General features: G+C 67.1%; 19 protein-coding genes. 9 read left to right on the plus strand and 10 right to left on the minus strand.

The window, feature by feature from the left end; all coding sequences use genetic code 11:
- Positions 1–136: 136 nt before the first annotated feature.
- Both cydB and PV764_RS16800 read right to left on the minus strand, forming a co-directional pair.
- Positions 137–1,150 (minus strand): cytochrome d ubiquinol oxidase subunit II, encoded by a 1,014-nt coding sequence (cydB, locus tag PV764_RS16795; RefSeq protein ID WP_019185501.1) that lies wholly within the window; start codon positions 1,148–1,150, stop codon positions 137–139.
- Between the two features lies 1 nt (position 1,151).
- Positions 1,152–2,549, minus strand: a complete 1,398-nt coding sequence (locus PV764_RS16800) for a cytochrome ubiquinol oxidase subunit I (protein ID WP_421117126.1) — start codon at positions 2,547–2,549, stop codon at positions 1,152–1,154.
- A gap of 319 nt (positions 2,550–2,868) precedes the next feature.
- Between PV764_RS16800 and PV764_RS16805 the strand changes: the two genes are divergently transcribed.
- The 5 genes from PV764_RS16805 to hemF are packed head-to-tail and all read left to right on the plus strand — an operon-like array spanning position 2,869 to position 8,936.
- A complete protein-coding gene (locus PV764_RS16805) occupies positions 2,869–5,235 on the plus strand; it encodes a prolyl oligopeptidase family serine peptidase (RefSeq protein WP_421117127.1) in 2,367 nt (788 codons plus the stop codon).
- A 28-nt stretch (positions 5,236–5,263) separates the two neighbouring features.
- Positions 5,264–5,683, plus strand: coding sequence for an NUDIX hydrolase (locus PV764_RS16810; RefSeq protein WP_421117155.1), 420 nt, complete (start codon positions 5,264–5,266; stop codon positions 5,681–5,683).
- A gap of 30 nt (positions 5,684–5,713) precedes the next feature.
- Positions 5,714–6,313, plus strand: a complete 600-nt coding sequence (locus tag PV764_RS16815; protein ID WP_421117128.1) for a hypothetical protein — start codon at positions 5,714–5,716, stop codon at positions 6,311–6,313.
- A gap of 50 nt (positions 6,314–6,363) precedes the next feature.
- Complete coding sequence (locus tag PV764_RS16820) at positions 6,364–7,998, plus strand: hypothetical protein (RefSeq protein WP_421117129.1); 1,635 nt, start codon at positions 6,364–6,366, stop codon at positions 7,996–7,998.
- A 41-nt stretch (positions 7,999–8,039) separates the two neighbouring features.
- The gene (gene hemF, locus PV764_RS16825; protein ID WP_046272602.1) at positions 8,040–8,936 is read left to right on the plus strand and encodes an oxygen-dependent coproporphyrinogen oxidase; all 897 of its coding nucleotides are present in this window, start codon (positions 8,040–8,042) and stop codon (positions 8,934–8,936) included.
- Between the two features lie 123 nt (positions 8,937–9,059).
- On the opposite strand, the gene PV764_RS16830 is transcribed toward hemF, so the two are convergent.
- Positions 9,060–9,536, minus strand: coding sequence for a DUF421 domain-containing protein (locus tag PV764_RS16830; protein WP_421117130.1), 477 nt, complete (start codon positions 9,534–9,536; stop codon positions 9,060–9,062).
- Between the two features lie 358 nt (positions 9,537–9,894).
- Entirely contained in the window at positions 9,895–12,666 is a 2,772-nt protein-coding gene (gene polA / locus PV764_RS16835) for a DNA polymerase I (protein ID WP_421117131.1), read from the minus strand.
- A 97-nt stretch (positions 12,667–12,763) separates the two neighbouring features.
- Here polA and PV764_RS16840 point away from each other — a divergent pair, with 97 nt between their 5' ends.
- Positions 12,764–13,045 carry a DUF2782 domain-containing protein gene (locus PV764_RS16840; protein WP_019185638.1) on the plus strand — a complete coding sequence of 94 codons (282 nt, stop codon included), beginning with the start codon at positions 12,764–12,766 and terminating at the stop codon, positions 13,043–13,045.
- Between the two features lie 84 nt (positions 13,046–13,129).
- Positions 13,130–13,369, plus strand: coding sequence for a hypothetical protein (locus PV764_RS16845; RefSeq protein WP_019185637.1), 240 nt, complete (start codon positions 13,130–13,132; stop codon positions 13,367–13,369).
- A gap of 163 nt (positions 13,370–13,532) precedes the next feature.
- On the opposite strand, the gene PV764_RS16850 is transcribed toward PV764_RS16845, so the two are convergent.
- From PV764_RS16850 to PV764_RS16860, 3 genes are all read right to left on the minus strand, one after another.
- Positions 13,533–13,979: a universal stress protein gene (locus tag PV764_RS16850; RefSeq protein WP_019185636.1), complete on the minus strand. Its 447-nt coding sequence runs from the start codon at positions 13,977–13,979 to the stop codon at positions 13,533–13,535.
- A 74-nt stretch (positions 13,980–14,053) separates the two neighbouring features.
- Positions 14,054–14,623 carry a sugar O-acetyltransferase gene (locus PV764_RS16855; RefSeq protein WP_019185635.1) on the minus strand — a complete coding sequence of 190 codons (570 nt, stop codon included), beginning with the start codon at positions 14,621–14,623 and terminating at the stop codon, positions 14,054–14,056.
- Between the two features lie 49 nt (positions 14,624–14,672).
- Positions 14,673–14,930, minus strand: a complete 258-nt coding sequence (locus tag PV764_RS16860; protein ID WP_019185634.1) for a hypothetical protein — start codon at positions 14,928–14,930, stop codon at positions 14,673–14,675.
- Between the two features lie 214 nt (positions 14,931–15,144).
- Here PV764_RS16860 and PV764_RS16865 point away from each other — a divergent pair, with 214 nt between their 5' ends.
- A complete protein-coding gene (locus tag PV764_RS16865; RefSeq protein WP_019185633.1) occupies positions 15,145–15,876 on the plus strand; it encodes a ThuA domain-containing protein in 732 nt (243 codons plus the stop codon).
- A gap of 4 nt (positions 15,877–15,880) precedes the next feature.
- Here PV764_RS16865 and PV764_RS16870 read toward each other — a convergent pair whose 3' ends face one another.
- Together PV764_RS16870 and PV764_RS16875 are read right to left on the minus strand one after the other, a co-directional pair.
- Positions 15,881–16,435, minus strand: a complete 555-nt coding sequence (locus tag PV764_RS16870) for a hypothetical protein (RefSeq protein WP_026070161.1) — start codon at positions 16,433–16,435, stop codon at positions 15,881–15,883.
- 137 nt (positions 16,436–16,572) lie between these two features.
- On the minus strand, positions 16,573–16,899 hold the full coding sequence (locus tag PV764_RS16875) for a low molecular weight protein tyrosine phosphatase family protein (RefSeq protein ID WP_019185631.1): 327 nt from the start codon (positions 16,897–16,899) through the stop codon (positions 16,573–16,575).
- A gap of 81 nt (positions 16,900–16,980) precedes the next feature.
- Between PV764_RS16875 and PV764_RS16880 the strand changes: the two genes are divergently transcribed.
- Complete coding sequence (locus tag PV764_RS16880; RefSeq protein WP_235318866.1) at positions 16,981–17,745, plus strand: hypothetical protein; 765 nt, start codon at positions 16,981–16,983, stop codon at positions 17,743–17,745.
- A 106-nt stretch (positions 17,746–17,851) separates the two neighbouring features.
- Here PV764_RS16880 and uvrD read toward each other — a convergent pair whose 3' ends face one another.
- Positions 17,852–20,041 (minus strand): DNA helicase II, encoded by a 2,190-nt coding sequence (gene uvrD, locus PV764_RS16885; RefSeq protein ID WP_019185629.1) that lies wholly within the window; start codon positions 20,039–20,041, stop codon positions 17,852–17,854.
- Between the last annotated feature and the right edge of the window lie 30 nt (positions 20,042–20,071).

Below are 20,071 nucleotides of genomic sequence, written 5' to 3' on the forward strand. Positions count from 1 at the left end.
GCGGTCAGACCCTGCCGGGACCGTTGGAGCGGCATGGATGCCGCTCACGAGCCCCCATGGATGGGTTTACGGTGCGTCCGGGCAGGGTCTGACCGCCCTCGCCCACACGGAACCGGGAATAGCCACCGCGCTTTTCTCAGTGATACCCCACATCCGCCCGAACCTTGCCGCGGAACACCCGGTACGACCACGCCGTATAGCCCAGGATCACCGGCAGCAGGATCACCAGCCCGACCAGGCTGAAGCTCAGCGACGAGGCCGGCGCGGCCGCCTGCCACAACGTCATGCTGGGGGGCAGCAGGTACGGCCACATGCCCAGCACCAGGCCGATGAAGCCCAGCACGAACAGGCCCAGCGTCAACAGGAACGGCGGCAGATCGCGCTTGGGGTGCATCGCGCTGCGCCACAGCGCCGTGGCGACCGCCAAGGTCAGCAACGGCACCGGCGAGAGCCACCAGAAGTTGCCATCGCTGAACCAGCGCGCCATCAGGCGCGAATCCAGGAACGGCAGCCACGCGCTGACCAGGCCCATGAACACGATCACGGCGACCACCAGCGGGCGGGTCAAAGTGCGCGCGAAGGTCTGCTCGCGGCCTTCGGTCTTGAGGATCAGCCAGGTGCTGCCCAGCAGCGCGTAACCGAACACCACGGCAGCGCCGGTCAGCATCGAGAACGGGCTGAACCAGCTGAAGGCGCCGCCCACGTAACGGCCATCCACGACCTGAAGGCCCTGCACGAGCGCGCCAAGGATCACGCCCTGCGCGAACGCGGCCAGCAGCGAACCCAGGCCGAACGCCACGCTCCACAGCTTGCGCGAGCGGTGTGCCTTGAAGCGGAATTCGAAGGCCACGCCGCGGAACACCAGCGCCACCACCAGCAGCAGCACCGGCAGGTACAGCGCGGACAGCAGCGCGGCGTACGCCTTCGGGAAGGCCGCCATCAACCCGGCCCCGCCCAGCACCAGCCAGGTTTCGTTGCCGTCCCAGATCGGCGCGGCGGTATTCATCATGATGTCGAGCTGTTCTTCATCCTCGGCCATCGGCGCCAGGATGCCGATGCCGAGCACGAAGCCATCCAGCACCACGTACATCAGCACGCCGAAGCCGATCACCGCGAACCATGCCACGGGCAACCAGGTGGTCATCTCCATCTCAGCGCTCCTCCAGCGGTTCATCGGCACCGGACAGCGGCCGCGCCGGGGTGTGGCTGCCGGCATCCAGCTTCGGTGCCGGCTCATGCGGCTTGGGACCGGTGCGGATGATCTTCACCAGGTACCAGATGCCCCAGCCGAACACGAACGCATAGCCCACGATGTACACACCGAGCGACAACGCCGTCATCCACGCACTCTGCGGGCCGACTGCATCGGCCGTGCGCAGCACGCCATAGACCACCCACGGTTGCCGGCCCATCTCGGTCACGAACCAGCCGGAGATCAGCGCGATGAAGCCGCTGGGCAGCATCCAGTTCCAGCCGCGGATCAACCAGCGCGACTGCAACAGTTTGCCGCGCCACCACTGGAACGCCGAGACCCAGGCCAGCAGCAGCATCAGCGTGCCCAGCCCGACCATCACCCGGAACGCGAAGAACACCGGCACCACCGGCGGCCGATCGCTGGCAGGCACCGAGGTCAGCGGATCGAAGGTGCCGTCCAGCGAATGGGTGAGGATCAGGCTGCCCAGGCGCGGAATCGCGATCTCGTAGTCATTGCGCTCGGCCTTCTCGTTGGGCACGGCGAACACCACCAGCGGCACGCCCTTGCCCTCGCCTTCGGAATGCCAGTGCGCTTCCACCGCCGCGATCTTCATCGGCTGGTGCTTCAACGTGTTCAGGCCATGCATGTCGCCGACGAAGATCTGTACCGGCACCGTCAGCGCGGCGAAGCCCACCGCGGCCAGCAGCATCTTGCGACCGGCCTCGCGGTGCACGTCCTTGCGCAGGTACCACGCCCCCACGCCGCCGATCACGAAGCACGTGGTGATGAACGAGCCCAGCGCCATGTGCGCCAGGCGGTAGGGGAAGGACGGATTGAACACCACGTGCCACCAGTTCTGCGGGTGCACGATGCCGTCGATGATGTCGTAGCCGGCCGGCGTCTGCAGCCAACTGTTGGAGGACAGGATCCAGAACGTGGAGACCAGCGTGCCCAGCGCCACCATGCAGGTGGAGAAGAAATGCAGCCGCGGCGAGACCTTGCCCCAGCCGAACATCATCACGCCCAGGAAGCTGGCTTCCAGGAAGAACGCGGTGAGCACTTCATAGGTGAGCAGCGGCCCGATCACGGTACCGGCGACCTCGCTCAGCCGCGGCCAGTTGGTCCCGAACTGGAAGGCCATGACGATGCCGCTGACCACGCCCATGCCGAAGGACACGGCGAAGATCTTCTGCCAGAAGAAATACAGCTCGCGCCAGACCGGATTGCCGGTGCGCAGCCAGCGCGATTCGACAAAGGCCAGCCAGCTGGCCGTGCCGATCGTGAAGGCCGGGAACAGCACGTGGAAACTGATGACGAACCCGAACTGGATCCGGGACAACAACAACGCGTCCAAGAGACGCCTCCGACTGGCTTCTGGAATCCGCACCAGTCTGGGCCTGTATCCGTGAAAGGCACATGCGACCCGGTGACGCGCTGCTTCACTTTGTCGCAGGTGGGTCGGGCGCTGGGCCCCCATACCCTTGGAGGCGAAATAAAGGGGGAGGGGGCGGCCGCAGGCCGACGCCGGAGGACATTCGCCGGAAAGGGTATGGGGGCCCAGCGCCCGACCCACCGGCCGTCGCTCATGAGCGCACGCCCATGACCTGTGGCCCCTTCCCGCGGCCCTTGCGGCTGCTACGCTTGGCGGGTTTTCCTCATTGGTGCCGCCCGCAATGCCCAGAACGCTGCCTTTGTCCCTGCTGCTGCTCGCCGCCCTTGGCGGCGCTGCCCATGCGGCGCCGACGCCGATCACCATCGAGCAGGCCATGGCCGACCCGGACTGGATCGGCCCCCCGGTCGAAAGCGCGTGGTGGTCCTGGAACAGCCAGCAGGTCGAGTACCAGCTCAAGCGCACCGGCAGCCCGGTGCGCGATACCTTCCGCCAGCCGGTCGCCGGTGGCGTGGCTGCGCAGGTCGGCGATGACCAGCGTGGCACCCTGGACGTGGACAGCCCGGTCTACGACAGCGCGCGCCAGCGCTCGGCGTTCGTGCGCAATGGCGATGTGTTCGTGCGTGACCTGCGCAGTGGCGCGCTGACCCAGCTGACCCGCAGCACCGAAAAGTCCGGCGCGGTCAATTTCGCCCGCGATGGCGGCGTGATCTGGCGTACCGGCCAGAACTGGTTCCATTGGACCGCCGCCGCCGGCGTGCAGCAGGTGGCCAGCCTGAAGGCCGAGAAGAACCCGGACGATGCGCCCAAGGCCGACACCCTGCGTGAGCAGCAGCTGCGCACCCTGGCCACGCTGCGCAACGACCGCGCCCAGCGCGAGGCGCTCAAGGCGCAGGAAGCCAGCTGGCGCCGTGCCGACGGCACCCGTGCACCGGGCCCGGTGTATCTGGGCGCCGACGTGGAGATCGTCGACAGCGTGCTCTCGCCTGATGCGCGCACCCTGATCGTGGTCACCAAGCCGAAGAGCTTCGATGAAGGCCGCGGCGGCAAGATGCCCAAGTACGTCACCGAATCGGGTTACGAAGAATTCGAAGACACCCGCACTCGCGTCGGCCGCAACGATCCCGAGCCGAACGCGCTGTGGCTGGTCGATGCCGTCGCCGGCACGGTCAAGCCGCTGTCGCTGGACGGCCTGCCGGGCATCGCCACCGACCCGCTGGCCGCGCTGCGCAAGGCCGCCGGCAAGGACGCGCTGAAGGGCAACCGCCCGGTGGAAGTGCTGGGCGGCCCCGGCGCGCCCGGCATCCGCTGGAGCGCCGATGGCCAGCAGGCCGCGATCATGCTGCGCGCCAATGACAACAAGGACCGCTGGATCGCCAGCGTGACCCCGGCCAGCGCCAAGCTGGAGACGCGTCATCGCTTGACCGACAGCGCCTGGATCAACTGGAGCTTCAACGATTTCGGCTGGTCCAACGACAACCGTACGCTGTGGCTGCTGTCCGAAGAATCCGGCTACTCGCACCTGTACACCCAGCAGGGCACGGCCAAGCCGCAGGCGCTGACCGGTGGCAAGTGGGAAACCTCGATGCCGGTGCCCAGCGCCGATGGCCGTGGCTTCTACTTCCTGTGCAACCAGCAGTCGCCGGGCGATTACGAAGTGTGCGCGGTCGATACCGCCAGCAAGCAGGTGCGTGAGCTGACCGCGCTCAACGGTGTCGAGGACTTCTCGCTCTCCCCGGACGGCCAGCAGCTGCTGGTGCGTTACTCCGGTGCCTACCTGCCGACCCAGCTGGCCGTGGTGCCCGCCGCCGGTGGCCAGGCCAAGGTGCTGACCGACACCCGCACCGCCGAGTTCAAGGCGCGCGAGTGGATCCAGCCCAAGCTGGTGCAGGTGCCGTCCAAGCACGGTGCCGGTGTGGTCTGGGCCAAGTACTACGGCCCGGACACCTTCGAGCCGGGCAAGCAGTACCCGATCGCCATGTTCGTGCACGGCGCCGGTTACCTGCAGAACGTGCACCAGCAGTACCCGGCCTACTTCCGCGAGCAGATGTTCCACAACCTGCTGGTGCAGAAGGGCTACGTGGTGCTGGACATGGATTACCGCGGCAGCGCCGGCTACGGCCGCGACTGGCGCACGGCGATCTACCGCAACATGGGCCACCCGGAACTGGAAGACTACAAGGACGGCCTGGACTGGCTGGTCCAGACCAAGCAGGGCGACCGTGACCACGCCGGCATCTACGGCGGTTCCTACGGCGGCTTCATGACCTTCATGGCGCTGTTCCGCTCGCCGGGCACGTTCAAGGCCGGCGCCGCGCTGCGCCCGGTGGTCGACTGGCACCAGTACAACCACGGCTACACCGCCAACATCCTCAACACCCCGGACATCGACCCGGAGGCGTACCGCAAATCGTCGCCGATCGAATACGCCGACGGCCTGCAGGACCACCTGCTGATCGCGCACGGGATGATGGATGACAACGTGTTCTTCCAGGACTCGGTCAACCTCACCCAGAAGCTGATCGAGCTGCACAAGGACAACTGGTCGATCGCGCCGTACCCGCTGGAACGCCACGGCTATGTGCGTGCCGATTCCTGGCTGGACCAGTACAAGCGCATCCTCAAGCTGTTCGAAGAGAACCTGAAGTAAGCCAGCGATGACGTCGGTGCCCACTGACGTGCAGCACGCCGCGGCGACGATCGATATCGTCGCCGCGGTCGTTTGCGATGCCGGTGGCCGCGTGCTGGTGGTACGCAAACAGGGCACGGCGACCTTCATCCAGCCGGGTGGCAAGCCCGATCCGGGCGAGGCACCGCTGGCTGCCCTGGCGCGTGAGCTGGACGAAGAACTCGGCGTCACCCTGGTGGCCGGAAGCGCCGTGGCGCTGGGCCGCTTCGAGGCGTGGGCGGTGCACGAAGCCGGGCATCGCGTACGGGCCCATGCGTTCCTGGTCACGATCACCGGGACGCCGCGGGCACAGGCGGAAATCGCCGAACTGGCCTGGGTGCCGTTGCGCCCGCCGCATGGGCGGCGCTTGGCACCGTTGAGCGCAGACCATATCCTGCCCGCGGCCGCGAACGCGGTGGCGGCGACCTAGACGTTGCGGCCTGCCCAACCAGGACACCGGATGTCAGCGTCGCTTCCCCCGCAATTGCCTTCCTCCCTGCCCCGCCCCAGCGGGGATGGCGCCCCTGCCTTTCTCGCCCCCCTGCTCAAGTCCGTGCTGCTGGTCTGCCTGGCCTCGGCCGCGATGTGGACCGTCCTGGCCCTGATTGCCATTCCACTGTCGGGCGCGGAGGCGCTGCAGGCGCTGCTGGCCGATGAGGAGTTGCACTGGCTGCCCGGCTCGCTGCGCTGGCTGCTGACCCACCCGGTGCTCGCCAACGTGCTGCTGTGCGTGTCCAGCCTGCTGGGCAGTGCGGCGTGCTGGGGGATGCTGCGTCGCTGGCGCTGGGCATGGGCACTGTTCATCGTGCTGCTGGCGGTCACCGCCGTGCTCAACCTGATCGCCGCGTGGTTGCTGGACGATGCGTTCGGCCACCTGCTGGCGCAGATACCCGACGACACGATGTCGATTGAACTGCTCAAGCTGCGCAGTGAACTGCGCGTGCAGCGCGTGATCTGCAGCGGCCTTGCCGGCATGACCGCGCTGGCCTTCGCGGTGCTGCAGGGCTGGCTGATCGTGCGCCTGTGCGCGGCCGATGTGCGTGCCCTGTTCCGCCGCTGACATTCCCCCGCAGCGCCACCGCGCGCTGCACGACCTGCAAGGATGATGGTGTGACTGTTTCCCTCCCCCTTCTGCGCCGCCACGGCTGGCGCGCGACCCTGTTCACCCTGCTCACGGCGGTCAGCCTGCCCGCGACCGCAGCCGCGCAGGCGATGATGTGCGGCACGTTCGTCTCCGAGGACACCGGCACCACGTTGACCCTGAACAGTGCGAATGAAGGCGTGCGGCAGATTCCCGGCCAGGCACCCGAGCCGTACCTCCTCAGCCGCCTCAGCGACGAGCTGAAGCTGGCCGACCTGGACAATGGCGGGGTAGGCGCGCTGACCATAGAAGACGGCGGCCGCCGGCTCAGCGACCGCTTCAACGCGTACCGCCTGCAGAAGGCCGCCTGTCGCCCCGCCACGGTGTTCCCCGCTGCGTCCTGCCGGGCCGAGATCGGCACCTGCCTGGACGACATGCTTTTCGCCAGCAACGACCGCCTCCGCCAGTGGTGCCGCGAGGATGTCCCGGCCGCCTGCAAGCGCCTGCTGGCCAACTTCCAGTCCGGGGCGCACGAGGCCAGGACGCTGGCCGCCACGCAGGACGACAGCCCGGACAGGGACGAGCCGGAGGTCTGCAAGCCCGACGCCGCCCAGTACGACCAGGCCGCCTGCCTGGAGGCCGCGCGTGACGCCATGGGCCAGGCCTTTGCCAAGGCCCTGCTCGGCGGCCTCGCCGCCGCTGATGCCTCGCCGCTCCCGGCCGCGCAGCTCGATGAGATCACCGCGATCTGCCAGGCACAGACCGGCGGCACGTTCTGCGCCAAGGCCGCCGAAGCACTGTGGGACGCCGGCCGCCTGGTTCCCGCCCGCGACGCACTGCAGCGGGCCTGCACCCGGGGCCACGACCCGCGCGCCTGTGAGCGGGCCGCCCCGCTGGCCGGGCTGGACGCTACGGCGTTGAGCCCGGTGGCAGCCACGTCCCTGCCCTGCGGCAGCTATGTGGCCAGCCAGGGCCTGATGGACCATCTGCCGTTCGGCGATGGCGGCATGATCGACAGCGGCTTCGGTGGCAAACTGCGCGCGCGCCTGGTCGATGGCGACATCCGCGTGCGTCACGACCAGGGCGACGATTTCGTCTTCAAGCGCCTGGCCAATGGCAACCTCATCGGCATGGACAGCTGGAACCGCTTCAGCTACTACGCACACACCGGCGAGGCGCAGCAGTGCAGCGCGCCGGTGGTCTTCGTCGAAACCCCGCTGCCGCAGGACTGCCCGACGCTGGCCCGCGAAGGCGGTGCCCAGGCGTGCTGCGCGGCCGGCAAGCTGCAGGGCTGCAATGCCGCTGGTCATCAGCTGGCGCTGCGCAACCGCTGGGCCGAGGCGTCGCCGTTCTATCTGACGCTGTGCACCGCCGGCGTGCGCGAGGGCTGCGAGAACCTGGCCAGCGTCTACGAACACACCGGTGACGAGGCGCTGCCCGAGCAGATGGCCGCGATCTGCGCAAAGGACGGCAACGGTACCCACGTCGCCTGCGATGTGCACGCGACCCGCAACTGGGGCCTGCTGCAGATCAGCGCCGGGCTGGAGCAGATCGCCGAGCGCATGGCCGCCGAGGCCGAGGCGGACGACGATGCCGATGCGCCGGCCCAGGCCCCTGCCGCGACAAAGGACAGCAGCAACCGCAACCGCAAGAGCGGCCACTGAGCACACGCAGGCCGTGCACCGGCCTGCGGTAAAGTAGCGCCATGAACGACTTCGACCGCGTCCGCGCGTATCTGACCGACCTGCAGGACCGCATCTGTGCGGCGATCGAAACCGCCGACGGCCAGGCCCGCTTTGCCGAAGATCTCTGGCAGCGTGCGGAGGGTGGCGGTGGCCGTACCCGCATCCTGCGCGATGGCGCGGTGTTCGAGCAGGCCGGGATCGGGTTCTCCGATGTGGCCGGTACCCGCCTGCCGCCATCGGCCTCGGCGAACCGGCCGGAGCTGGCCGGCGCGTCATGGCGCGCGACCGGCGTCTCGCTGGTGTTCCATCCGGCCAATCCCTACCTGCCGACCACGCACGCCAACGTGCGCTACTTCCGCGCCGAGCGCGATGGCGTGGCGGTGGCGTCCTGGTTCGGCGGGGGCTTCGACCTCACCCCGTTCTACCCGATCGACGAAGACGTGCGGCACTGGCACCAGGTTGCGCACGATCTGTGCGCACCTTTCGGCGAAGAGCGCTATGCGGCGCACAAGCGCTGGTGCGATGAGTATTTCTTCCTGCGCCACCGCAACGAGACGCGGGGCGTAGGCGGATTGTTCTTCGACGACCTGCATGGTGACTTCGAGCGCGATTTTGCGTATCTGCGCGCGGTCGGCGATGGCTTCATGGACGCCTATCTGCCGCTGGTCGAGCGCCGCAAGGACACGCCGTATGGCGAGCGCGAGCGCGAATTCCAGCTGTACCGGCGCGGCCGCTATGTCGAGTTCAACCTGGTCTACGACCGCGGCACCCTGTTCGGGCTGCAGAGCGGTGGGCGCAGCGAGAGCATCCTGATGAGCCTGCCCCCGCGCGTGCGCTGGGAGTATGGCTTCCAGCCGGAGGTCGGCAGCGACGAGGCGCGTTTGGCCGACTATCTCGTGCCGCGCGACTGGGTGTAACCCAGCGCGCCACCGCATGGGCCGGCATGGATTTCGCATGCGGTGCATGGGTGGCACCCGTCGGGTAGAGCCACCCCATGGGTGGCTGCGGTCCCAAAGATGGCAGCCACCCATGGGGTGGCTCTACGCCTTCTTCGGCACGATCGTGATGTGGCCGTTGATCTCCAGCACGGCCAGGGCGACATCGTCGATGGACAGGCAGCCCTGCTGGCGCATCGCCGCGTCCAGATCGGCCGGGGTGACCAGTTCGCGCTTGAGCACGGAATCGAGCACCTTGCCGTCGCGGGCAATCAGGATCGGCTCGCCTTCAACCAGGGTTTCCATCCGTCGGCTGCGCGTGCTGAGCCAGCCCACGCCGTAGTTGATCGAGATCAGCGTCGCCGCCAGCAGCAGACCGCCGCCCAGGGAGGTGTCCTGGCCCAGCAGGGCGTTCTGCACCGCGTTGCCGAGCAACACGATCAGCAGCACGTCGAACGGGGTGATCTGGCCCAGCGCGCGCTTGCCGGACAGCCGGACCATGCCCAGGACCACCACGTACACCACCACCGCGCGCAGGATGAATTCCCACCACGGCATGGCCAATGCAAACAGGTCGCTCATTGCCTTTCCCCGGACTCGTCCAGCCAGCATGGGCCGGCACCCGCTGCGAGGCAATGGCCGGGCGGCGCGGAGGGGCTGTTTTCGGCGCCACAAATAAAAAGCCCCGCCAACCAGGGGGAGGTTAGCGGGGCCGGGGAACGGGTGCTTGGGGAGGAGCCCCCGTTCCGAGATCTGCTCCAGGGGATGGGAGAGATCCACAACAGGCATTGCGCCTGTCGAGGTCTATCAAAGCACTCCGAACATTGATAGTTCGTGAAGGGGCCCAATTAATCCGCCCCTCTTTCCGGAAACATTCATCCAACAGTCAGATTATCGTGGCGCAATGAACCAATTCAGCCTTTTGACTGTGATTCAGGCCTCAATGTGCCTCATCCCAGTTATCACCGACGCCGGCATCCACCACCAGCGGTACCCGCAGTTCGGCCGCTGACGACATCAATTCAACGACTTTCAAACGCAAGGTATCGAGGAAACTACTTTCGGTTTCAAAGACCAGTTCGTCGTGTACCTGCAGAATCATCTTGGCCTGGTCGCTGTGGTCGAGCAGCCAGCTGTCCACCTTCACCATGGCGCGCTTGATGATGTCGGCCGCCGTGCCCTGCATGGGGGCGTTGATGGCGGCGCGTTCCGCCCCGGCGCGCAGGCCCTGGTTGCGGGCGTTGATGTCGTTCAGGTACAGGCGACGGCCGAACAGGGTCTCCACGTAGCCCTGGTCACGGGCCTGCTGGCGCATCCGTTCCATGAAATCACGCACGCCCGGGTAGCGGCTGAAGTACAGCGCCACGTAATCCTGGGCCTGGCCGCGGTCGATGCCCAGGTTGCGGGCCAGCCCGAACGCACTCATGCCGTACATCAGCCCGAAGTTGATCGCCTTGGCGGCCCGGCGTTCGTTGGAGGTGACCTCCTCCAGGCTGCGGCTGAAGACTTCGGCCGCGGTCGCCCGGTGCACGTCCACGCCCTGCTCGAAGGCCCGCACCAGGCCGGGGTCTTCGGAGAGGTGGGCCATGATCCGCAGTTCGATCTGCGAGTAATCGCAGGCCAGGATCTTGCGGCCCGGCGGGGCGACGAAGGCGCGGCGGATGCGGCGGCCGTCCTCGGTGCGGATCGGGATGTTCTGCAGGTTCGGGTCGGACGAGGACAGCCGGCCGGTGGCGGCGCCGGACTGGTGGTAGCTGGTGTGTACCCGCCCGGTGTCCTGGTTGATCATCTCCGGCAGCTTGTCGGTATAGGTGCTGCGCAGCTTGGCCAGCCCGCGGTACTCCAGGATCACCCGCGGCAGTTCATGCTGCTCGGCGATCGCCTCCAGCGCCTCTTCGTTGGTGCTGGGCTGGCCCTTGGGCGTCTTCACCAGTGCCGGCAACTGCAGTTCGTCGAACAGCACGGCCTGCAGCTGCTTGGGCGAATCCAGGTTGAAGGTGCGCCCGGCCAGCTCGGTGGCCTTCTGCTGGGCGGCCAGCATGCGCGAGCCCAGGTCCTGGCTCTGCCGGCGCAGCTCGGCCATGTCGATGTGCACGCCATTGGCTTCGATCCGCGCCAGCACCGGCACCAGCGGCATCTCGATGTCGCGGTAGACGCCGTCCAGCGAGGGCGTGGCCTGCAGTTGTGGCTGCAGCGCGTGGTGCAGGCGCAGGGTCACGTCGGCATCTTCAGCAGCGTAACGGCACGCTTCGTCCAGGCCCACCTGCGAGAACGAGATCTGCTTGGCGCCCTTGCCGGCCACCTCCTCGAACTTGATCGTGGTGTAGCCCAGGTAGCGCATCGCCAGCGAGTCCATGTCATGGCGCGTGGCGGTGGAATTGAGCACGAAGCTCTCCAGCATGGTGTCGTCGTGGTACCCCTGCAGGTTCACGCCGTGGCGGCGCAGCACGTGCAGGTCGTACTTGCCGTGCTGGCCAAGCTTCTTCCTGGTGGGGTCTTCCAGGGCAGGGCGCAGCGCTGCCAGCACCTGCTCGCGCGGCAGCTGGGCCGGCGCACCCGGGTAATCATGGCCGACCGGGATGTAGGCCGCCCGGCCCGGCTCGACCGCCAGGCTGATGCCGACCAGGTTGGCGCGCATGGCGTCCAGCGCGTCGGTCTCGGTATCGAAGGAGATCAGCTCGGCCGTGGCCAGGCGCTGCACCCAGGCGTCGAGCTGCTCAGTGGTCAGCACCATCTCGTACTCACCGGGGGCGGAGAGCGCCGGGTCGACCGGCACCACCGCCTCCTCCGCCGTGCCGCGGGCGTAGCCGGCCGCGGTGCCGCGCAGGCTGACCGGGGCATCGCTGGCGGCAGCGGGGGCCGGCACCGGGCCGCCCAGCTCCTTGAGGGCCTGGGTGAAACCGTAGCGCAGGTACAGCTCGCTCAGCGAGGGCACATCCGGCTCGCGCAGCGGCAGCGTCTGCGGCGTCACCTCCAGCGGCACGTCGGTGCGGATCGTGACCAGCTCGCGGTTGAGCGGCAGGCGCTCCAGCGCCGCGCGCAGGTTTTCGCCGATCTTGCCCTTCATGGTCGGGGCCGCGGCGATCACGCCGTCCAGGTGCTGGTACTCGGCCAGCCACTTGGCAGCGGTCTTGGGGCCGCACTTTTCCACACCCGGCACGTTGTCCACCGCGTCGCCCATCAGCGCCAGCAGGTCGACGATCTGGTCGGCACGCACGCCGAACTTCTCCATCACCGCCGCGTCCGAATCCATGCGGCTGCCGGTCATGGTGTTGACCAGCTCGATGCCCGGGCGGACCAACTGGGCGAAGTCCTTGTCACCGGTGGAAATGGTGACCTGCAGGCCATCGCGGTGGCCCTGCAGGGCCAGCGTGCCGATCACATCATCGGCTTCCACGCCGGGGATGCGCAGGATGCTCAGGCCCAGCGCTTCGACGATGCGGCACATCGGCTCGATCTGCGGGCGCAGGTCGTCGGGCATCGGCGGGCGGTTGGCCTTGTAGTCGGCGTACAGGTCGTCACGGAAGGTCTTGCCCGGCGCATCGACCACGAAAGCGACGAACTCGGGGCGCTCCTTCAGGGTGGCGCGCAGCATGTTGACCACACCGAACAATGCGCCGGTGGGTTCACCGTGTGCGTTGGTCAGCGGCGGAAGCGCGTGGAACGCGCGATACAGGTAACTGGACCCGTCAATCAGGACTAATCGGCTCATGCGACGATTCTACGCGCCCGGCCCTGACCGTCGTCGGCACCGGGCTCACGATCCATCGGGCATAATCAGGCCCTCTTCGCCCAAGGACTCCCGGCCCATGAAGATTCTGTTGCTCGCAGGCCTGCTCGCGCTGGCCGGCTGTGCCACCGGTGGCGGCGGCAGGCCCCCGGTCGATGTCACCGGTGCCGACGTGGTCAAGACGGTCCAGGACAACGGCGACACCATCGAGGAATACCGGGTGGGTGGCCAGCTGCGGATGGTCAAGGTGACCCCGTCGCGCGGTGCCCCGTTCTACATGTATGACCAGAACGGCGATGGCCGCATGGACAGTGACAAGGACGGCGTCTCGCCGGTCTACTGGAAGCTCTACAGCTGGTGAACCGCGGCGCTGTCCGCCCGGCCGCCCCCCGTGTCCGCACGCGGTGGCCGGGGCAACACGCCCGTCCCTGCACGCCTACGCTCGATGACCACACCCGAACGCCGCACTGCCCCGAACCCGGCTGAACTGCGCGCCGGCCTGACGGCGGAGCAGCGCCAGGCGGTGGAAACGCTGGAGCATTTCGGCTGGCAGCTGCGCTTCGTGCGCCGCCCGCTGTTCCGCGACCCGATCCCGGTACTGTTCGACCGCCACGGCGAGCGCTATGTGGTGCTGCAGCCCGATGGCACGCTGGATGAATCGCAGACGTTGAAGCTGCGCGACTGATCGGACGCGCACGCTTTGCGATTGATCGGGCGCTCGCGCTTTGCGACGGATCGGACGCGCACGCTTTGCGACGAAGGGGGAGGTAGTGCCGGGCGCTGGCCGGCTGCGCCTGCATCGGGCCAACCTGGGAGCCGGCCAGCGGCCGGCACTACCGCTTTCCCCGTTACCGGATGACCAGTACCGGTACCGTGCTGCGTGCAAGCACTTCGGCGGTCTGGCTGCCGAGCAGCACACGGGTGACGCCACGGCGACCATGCGAGGTCATCACGATCAGGTCGCTGCCGCGTTCAGTGGCGGTATCGATGATGCCGTCGGCGGCATAGCGGTCAAGCACGTGCACGGTGGTGGTGCGCAGTCCCTGCGCCTCGGCGGCGGCCTTGGCCGGCTGCAGCACCTTCTGCGCGGTCTCTTCGCGGTCGGCTTTGTACTCGGGCGTGTTCATGTAGCCCACGCTCCAGCCCATGGCGTCGTACATGCCCACCGCCCACGGCTCGGAGACGGTCACGATATCGACCTCGGCATCGAGGTCCCTGGCCAGCTCCAGGCCCTTGGCCAGGCCTTTTTCAGCCAGCTCCGAACCATCGGTGGCGATCAGGATGCGCTTGTACATGGCAGAGCTCCTTGGGGTGGCAATGGGAACATCACCATTGCACACCCGATGTGGACGCGGTGCCTTGAGCTGGATCAATCGCCGTGGGTGCGTACAGTCACTCCCCGTGCCGGGTTGCCCACCACCGTCGCACCGGCCGGTACATCGCGGGTGACCACGCTGCCGGCACCGACCACCGCGTTATCGCCAATGGTCACGCCGGGCAATATGATCGCGCCGCCGCCGATCCAGACATTGCGGCCGATGCGCACCGGCCTGGCCGACTCCAGGCCCTGCGCGCGTGCCTGCGGATCGCGCGGATGGTCGGCCGCATAGATCTGCACCGCCGGGCCGATCTGGGTGCCATCGCCGATGCTGACCTCGGCCACGTCCAGGATCACGCAGTTGTAGTTGAGGAATACGCCCTGGCCCAGGCGGATGTTGCTGCCGTAATCGCAGTGGAACGGCGGCCGGATCACCGCGCCTTCGCCGACCGCACCGAGCTGCTCGCGCAACAGCGCGCAGCGCACGGCCGGGCTTTCGGCCAGGGCCGCGTTGTAACGGACCATCCAGACCTTGGCCGCCGCCATCTCGGCCTGCAGTTCCGGGTCGCCCGGACGATACGGCATCCCGGACAGCATCTTTTCCTTTTCGCTCGGACCCATGTGGCCTCCATCAGACAGAGCCCGATGATGCCGGTTGCGCACGCGCGTGTCAGCGTGCGCCACGCCGCGTGCCCAGCAGTGCCACCACCGCGAAGACGACGCCGCTCAGCCAGAACCACAACGTTGCGGGGCCGATGCACACCACGCTGGGCTGTGGCTGGCAGCGCAGGCGCAGCAGATCGAAGTCGCCGCCGCCGGCCAGGCAGCTCTGCGCGTGGTGGACCAGGGCCAGCACCGGCTCGGCCCAGCCTGCCGACCACGTCAGCAGGACCAGTGCAGCAAGCAGATACGGAATTCCCTTGTTCACGAGTGCGCTCCCAGCGGACAGGGGCAGACTCTGGGCGCCGCCCTTGGAAGCGACAAGCGGCACGCGACGAAGCGCGTGAAATCCGGGATGAGCCGGGGAGGATCCGGGATGAAGCGTGCCCGCCCGCCCCGCCCCCTGCCCGATCGCGCACGCATGCGTTGCCCGTGCTGCAGCGCAGGACGCCAGGCGACACGGCCCGTGACAGACTCCGCGCATGCGCCGACTGCTCATCGCCCTGCTGTGCTCGCTGCTCCTGCTCCCGATGGCCGGGCTTGCCGCCCCACCCGGCGCCGACCGCATCCTGATCTTCACCCGCACCGCCAAGTTCCACCACGACTCGATTCCAGTGGCCGTGGCGACGCTGCGCCAGCTGAGCACCGAGGCCGGATTGAGGGCGGACCACAGCGAGGATCCGCGCGACTTCCGCGCCGACACCCTCGCCCGCTACCGCGCCGTGGTCTTCGCCAACACCACCGGCGATGTGCTCGACGCCACGCAGCAGGCCGCCATGGAGCAGTTCATCCGCAACGGCGGCGGTTTCATGGGCGTGCACGCTGCCGCGGATACCGAATACGACTGGCCGTGGTATGGCGAGCTGGTGGGCGCGTGGTTCCACAAACACCCGGAAGGTCTGCAGGACACGTTGGTGCAGCCCGAACGGGACGGGAAGGCTTCCGGAGTGGCCTGGCCGATCCGCGATGAGCTCTACAACTACCGGCGCAATCCCCGTGGGATGGTGCAGGTCATCGCGACGGTGGACGAATCGCGCTACGACGGCGGCACCATGGGCGCCGATCATCCCATCGCCTGGTGCCGGCCCTTCGATGGCGGCCGCAGCTGGTATACCGGGCTGGGCCACGATGTGGCGGTGTATGGCGACCCGAATGTCCGCGCGCAGCTGCGCCGTGGCCTGCGCTATGCGGCAGGCCACGCGCCGGCGTGTTGATCGATCAGGCGGTGCGTACCACGCGCGCGCCCTGGCACAGCGGGTAGCTCGCCAGCAGATCGGCGATACGCTCGTGCATCGTGTCGAACGAGGCGCCATACAGATACAGCGCCGTCTCGGTCGGGCCCTGCCACCAGCTGCAGATCTCGCCGTGGCCTTCGATACGCTCGACGATCTGCTCGAACACGTAGTTCGAATCGCACTGCTCGTAGACCTCATCGGGCAGGTCGGTGCCGTTCAAGTACAACGCCAGGCCCTCGGTGACACCGAACGGCTGATCGGCAACGCCTTCGCGCTGGATCAGCGAGCCCTTGGGTGCACCCAGCTGCTGCAGCAGCTCGATCACGCCGGGCAGCGAGGCCGGATCGTTCAACGCGATCTCGATATCGCCATAGTCCACTTCGCCGTCGTCGGTCAGCGCGGTGCCACCGCCCGTGATCTCGCCCAGTTCGGCAGTGCCCAGCAGGGCATCCAGTGGATCTTCGAACAGCTCGTGGCGATGCTCGGGCTGAAGCTTGGCGTTCAACTTCACGGTGACGTGCAGCGGCGAATCGGTCATGGCGGGGGCCTGCGCGAAAGGAATGCCGCCCATTGTAGTGCCGGCCGCTGGCCGGCTCCCATGTGTAGAGTCGAGCCGTGCTCGACTGCCTTTCGGCAGTAAGCAGCCGAGCATGGCTCGGCGCTACAACAGCGCGGTCAACGCAGGAACGGCGCCACCTTACGTTTGAGCAACTCCACCAGCACCGGGTCCATGTACTCGTAGTCGTCCGGGATATCCAGGCAGATTACCCGCTTGCCGCCCAGCCATGCGTTGTAACGACTGGACAGCCGGCTGCGGTGCTCCTTCTCCATCACGAAGACCAGGTCGGCCCACTGCAGCTGCTCCGGACTGAGCACTTCCTCGGCGTGGGCCAGCAGCCCTGCCGAGGCGGTCTCGATACCGGGCCAATCGGCAAATACCTGCTCGGCCGTCGGGCTGCGCAGGCGGTTCTGGCTGCAAAGGAAAAGTACGTTGCGGGTCATGGCTCGCAGCGTAATCGGGGGCGGATTCCTTTTCCATCGGAAAAGGGATCTGACCCCACAGGACAATCTAAACAAATTGCATTGCTGACGAAGGTTCCGACAGCCATCATGGGCTTCCCCACTGTCCAGATAACCATGATCACCAGAGATGAGCTGTTGAGGGAATTTGGCGAGGTCGGCGAAGCCCATGGTTGCTACGTTGGCAAATACGTCGTTGCGACGTACACGCTTTATTGCTGCCTGCGAAACGCCGACGGGCATGATCTGGCGATCACCTCGAAGGACATCCATGATCCGCAGTTCGCTTCCAGCGTAGGGCTGAGCGCGCCGTCCCACCTGTCTCATGACAGACCGACGATTTTTGCTATTCCACCAAACATCTATGGATTCACCCACGCGATAGCGGTTCCCAGCACGTATCACGGGCTCCTGAACCGCAGTGCGAATCGAACCGACCTGTTCCTGTGTCTGCCGATCTTCCAGTGCGAGTTCAGCGGCAACGAATCAGAAGAGGATTTCAAGTGGTCCACGCATCACATCGTCGACGTCAACAACTGGCGCAGGATCAGGCAACCGAAGATCAGCCTGTATTTCGACAACCCCCGGACTGGCGGCGGAGCGGACAAGGACGGGGCCATCGTGAGTCTTGAGACACTGATGGCCGAGATCGAAAACCTCAACGGAGTGAGCGATGGCTTCATCGAGATCACCAATTATCGCGACGAGGTGATCGAAGTGCTGTCGCCGGAGGAAGGGCGCTACGTGCTGATCCAAAACCGTCAGCATGAAGAGCTGATGGAACGCGCCGGGGTGGTGGCAGCCGTGGAGACGTTCACCACCGGCTGACGACCGACCGCTGTTGTGGAGCCGAGCCTATGCTCGGCTGATTTTCCCCGCCTACAGCAGCCGAGCATGGCTCGGCTCTACAGGAATTCCCGGCCCCCGACGGTGATCAGATCACCGTCAGGTTGGCATACGCCATCACCAGCCACTTGCTGCCGGCTTCGATGAATTCCACCTGCACGCGGGCGTGCTGGCCGCTGCCTTCATAGTCGGTGACCATGCCTTCGCCGAACTTGGGATGGTTGACCATCGCGCCCAGCTTGAGCGGCGGTGCTTCCAGCGCCGCATGGCCCATCACCCGGTTGGCGCCCAGCGAGGTGCCGCGCGAGACCTGCACCTTGGGGCGCACTTCGTTCACCAGCTCACGCGGGATCTCGCGCAGGAAACGCGAGGGCACGTTGTAGTTGTCCTGGCCATGGATGCGACGCGATTCGGCGTAGCAGAGCACCAGCTTCTGGCGCGCGCGCGTGATGCCCACGTAGGCCAGGCGACGCTCTTCTTCCAGCCGGCCGCTTTCTTCCAGCGAACGTGCACTCGGGAACAGGCCGTCTTCCATGCCGGCCAGGAACACCAGCGGGAATTCCAGGCCCTTGGCGGCGTGCAGCGTCATCAACTGCACGCCCTCTTCGCCGGCCTGGGCCTGGCCTTCGCCAGCCTCCAGCGAGGCGTAGGCGAGGAAGGCGACCAGCTCGCTCATGTCCTGGGTCTCTTCGACGTCATCCTCGCGACGCACGAAGCGCGAGGCCACCGAGACCAGTTCGTCCAGGTTGTCCGCGCGCGATTCCGAATCCAGCGCGTTGCGGCTTTCCTTGGACCAGTGCTCGCGCAGGCCCGAGCGCATCAGCACGTGGTCGATGCGTTCGGCCAGGGTCATCGTGTCCGCTTCGGCCTGGAGCTGATTGACCAGCACCAGGAAGCCGGCCAGCGCGTTGCGTGCGCGTGCGGCCAGCGCATTTCCCTGGGTGGTCAGCATGGTCGCTTCCCACAGCGAGATCGCCTGGGCGCGCGCCAACCGGCGCACTTCATCCAGGGTGCGGTCGCCGATGCCACGCGTTGGCGTGTTGACCGCGCGTTCGAAGGCGGCGTCATCGTTGCGGTTGGTCATCAACCGCAGGTATGCCAGCGCGTCCTTGATTTCGGCACGCTCGAAGAAGCGCATGCCGCCATACACGCGGTACGGCACCTGCTCGGAGAGCAGCGCTTCTTCGAACGCACGCGACTGCGCGTTGCTGCGGTAGAGCACGGCCACATCGCCGTAGCTGCCGCCGTCGCGCACCCACTGGCGCGCCCGCTCGACCACGTAACGCGCCTCATCCATTTCGTTGTAGGCCGCGTAAAGATCGATCGGATCACCGTCGCCGCTGTCGGTCCACAACTCCTTGCCGATGCGGTCCGGGTTGTGCGCGATCACCGCATTGGCTGCGCCGAGGATGTTGGCGGTGGAGCGGTAGTTCTGCTCCAGGCGCACGGTCTGCGCACCCGGGAAATCCTTCAGGAAGCGCTGGACGTTCTCGACCTTGGCGCCGCGCCAGCCGTAGATGGCCTGGTCGTCGTCGCCGACCACGAACACGTGGCCGCTGTCGCCGGCCAGCACGCGCACGAAGGCGTACTGGATGGCGTTGGTGTCCTGGAACTCGTCCACCAGGATTTCGCGGAAGCGCGAACGGTAGTGGGCCAGCAGGGCCGGGTTGTCGCGCAGCAGTTCATGCGCGCGCAGCAGCAGCTCGGCGAAATCGACCAGGCCGGCACGGTCGCAGCGTTCCTGGTAGGCCGCGTAGGCCTGGCGCATGGTCTCCAGCCACGCATCATGCGGCTCGGGCTGGATGTGCTGTGGGCGGCGGCCCTCGTCCTTCTGCTCGTTGATCCACCAGGCGATCTGCTTCGGCGGGAACTTGCCGTCGTCGATCTCCAGCTGCTGGACCACGCGCTTGACCAGCCGCAGCTGGTCGTCCGAGTCCATCACCTGGAAGCTGTCGGGCAGCTTGGCGTCCTGGTAATGCAGGCGCAGCAGGCGGTGGGCCAGGCCGTGGAAGGTGCCGATCCAGGCGCCGCGGCTGCCCTGCGGCAGCTGCAGGTCGATGCGGTGACGCATCTCCCCGGCGGCCTTGTTGGTGAAGGTCACCGCAAAAATGCCATGGGTCGGCACGCCGCAGACTTCATTGAGCCAGGCGATGCGGTGGATAAGCACGCGGGTCTTGCCGGAACCGGCACCGGCAAGCACCAGATGGTGGCCGGGCGGGGCGGACACAGCTTCGCGCTGGGCGGGGTTCAACCCGTCGAGCAAGTGGGAAACATCCATGTCCCCATTTTACGCCCTCCGGGCCGCCCC

Source organism: Stenotrophomonas sp. AS1 (genome assembly GCF_048957655.1).
GTDB classification, from domain to species: Bacteria; Pseudomonadota; Gammaproteobacteria; order Xanthomonadales; family Xanthomonadaceae; genus Stenotrophomonas; species Stenotrophomonas bentonitica_A.

Excerpts from the sequence above, each read along its gene's own strand:
- cydB (WP_019185501.1), bottom strand. The coding sequence starts at position 1,150 with ATGGAGATGACCACCTGGTTGCCCGTGGCATGGTTCGCGGTGATCGGC.
- PV764_RS16805 (WP_421117127.1), top strand. The coding sequence starts at position 2,869 with ATGCCCAGAACGCTGCCTTTGTCCCTGCTGCTGCTCGCCGCCCTTGGC.
- PV764_RS16815 (WP_421117128.1), top strand. The coding sequence starts at position 5,714 with ATGTCAGCGTCGCTTCCCCCGCAATTGCCTTCCTCCCTGCCCCGCCCC.
- hemF (WP_046272602.1), top strand. The coding sequence starts at position 8,040 with ATGAACGACTTCGACCGCGTCCGCGCGTATCTGACCGACCTGCAGGAC.
- PV764_RS16830 (WP_421117130.1), bottom strand. The coding sequence starts at position 9,536 with ATGAGCGACCTGTTTGCATTGGCCATGCCGTGGTGGGAATTCATCCTG.
- polA (WP_421117131.1), bottom strand. The coding sequence starts at position 12,666 with ATGAGCCGATTAGTCCTGATTGACGGGTCCAGTTACCTGTATCGCGCG.
- PV764_RS16840 (WP_019185638.1), top strand. The coding sequence starts at position 12,764 with ATGAAGATTCTGTTGCTCGCAGGCCTGCTCGCGCTGGCCGGCTGTGCC.
- PV764_RS16845 (WP_019185637.1), top strand. The coding sequence starts at position 13,130 with ATGACCACACCCGAACGCCGCACTGCCCCGAACCCGGCTGAACTGCGC.
- PV764_RS16850 (WP_019185636.1), bottom strand. The coding sequence starts at position 13,979 with ATGTACAAGCGCATCCTGATCGCCACCGATGGTTCGGAGCTGGCTGAA.
- PV764_RS16855 (WP_019185635.1), bottom strand. The coding sequence starts at position 14,623 with ATGGGTCCGAGCGAAAAGGAAAAGATGCTGTCCGGGATGCCGTATCGT.
- PV764_RS16865 (WP_019185633.1), top strand. The coding sequence starts at position 15,145 with ATGCGCCGACTGCTCATCGCCCTGCTGTGCTCGCTGCTCCTGCTCCCG.
- PV764_RS16870 (WP_026070161.1), bottom strand. The coding sequence starts at position 16,435 with ATGACCGATTCGCCGCTGCACGTCACCGTGAAGTTGAACGCCAAGCTT.
- PV764_RS16875 (WP_019185631.1), bottom strand. The coding sequence starts at position 16,899 with ATGACCCGCAACGTACTTTTCCTTTGCAGCCAGAACCGCCTGCGCAGC.
- uvrD (WP_019185629.1), bottom strand. The coding sequence starts at position 20,041 with ATGGATGTTTCCCACTTGCTCGACGGGTTGAACCCCGCCCAGCGCGAA.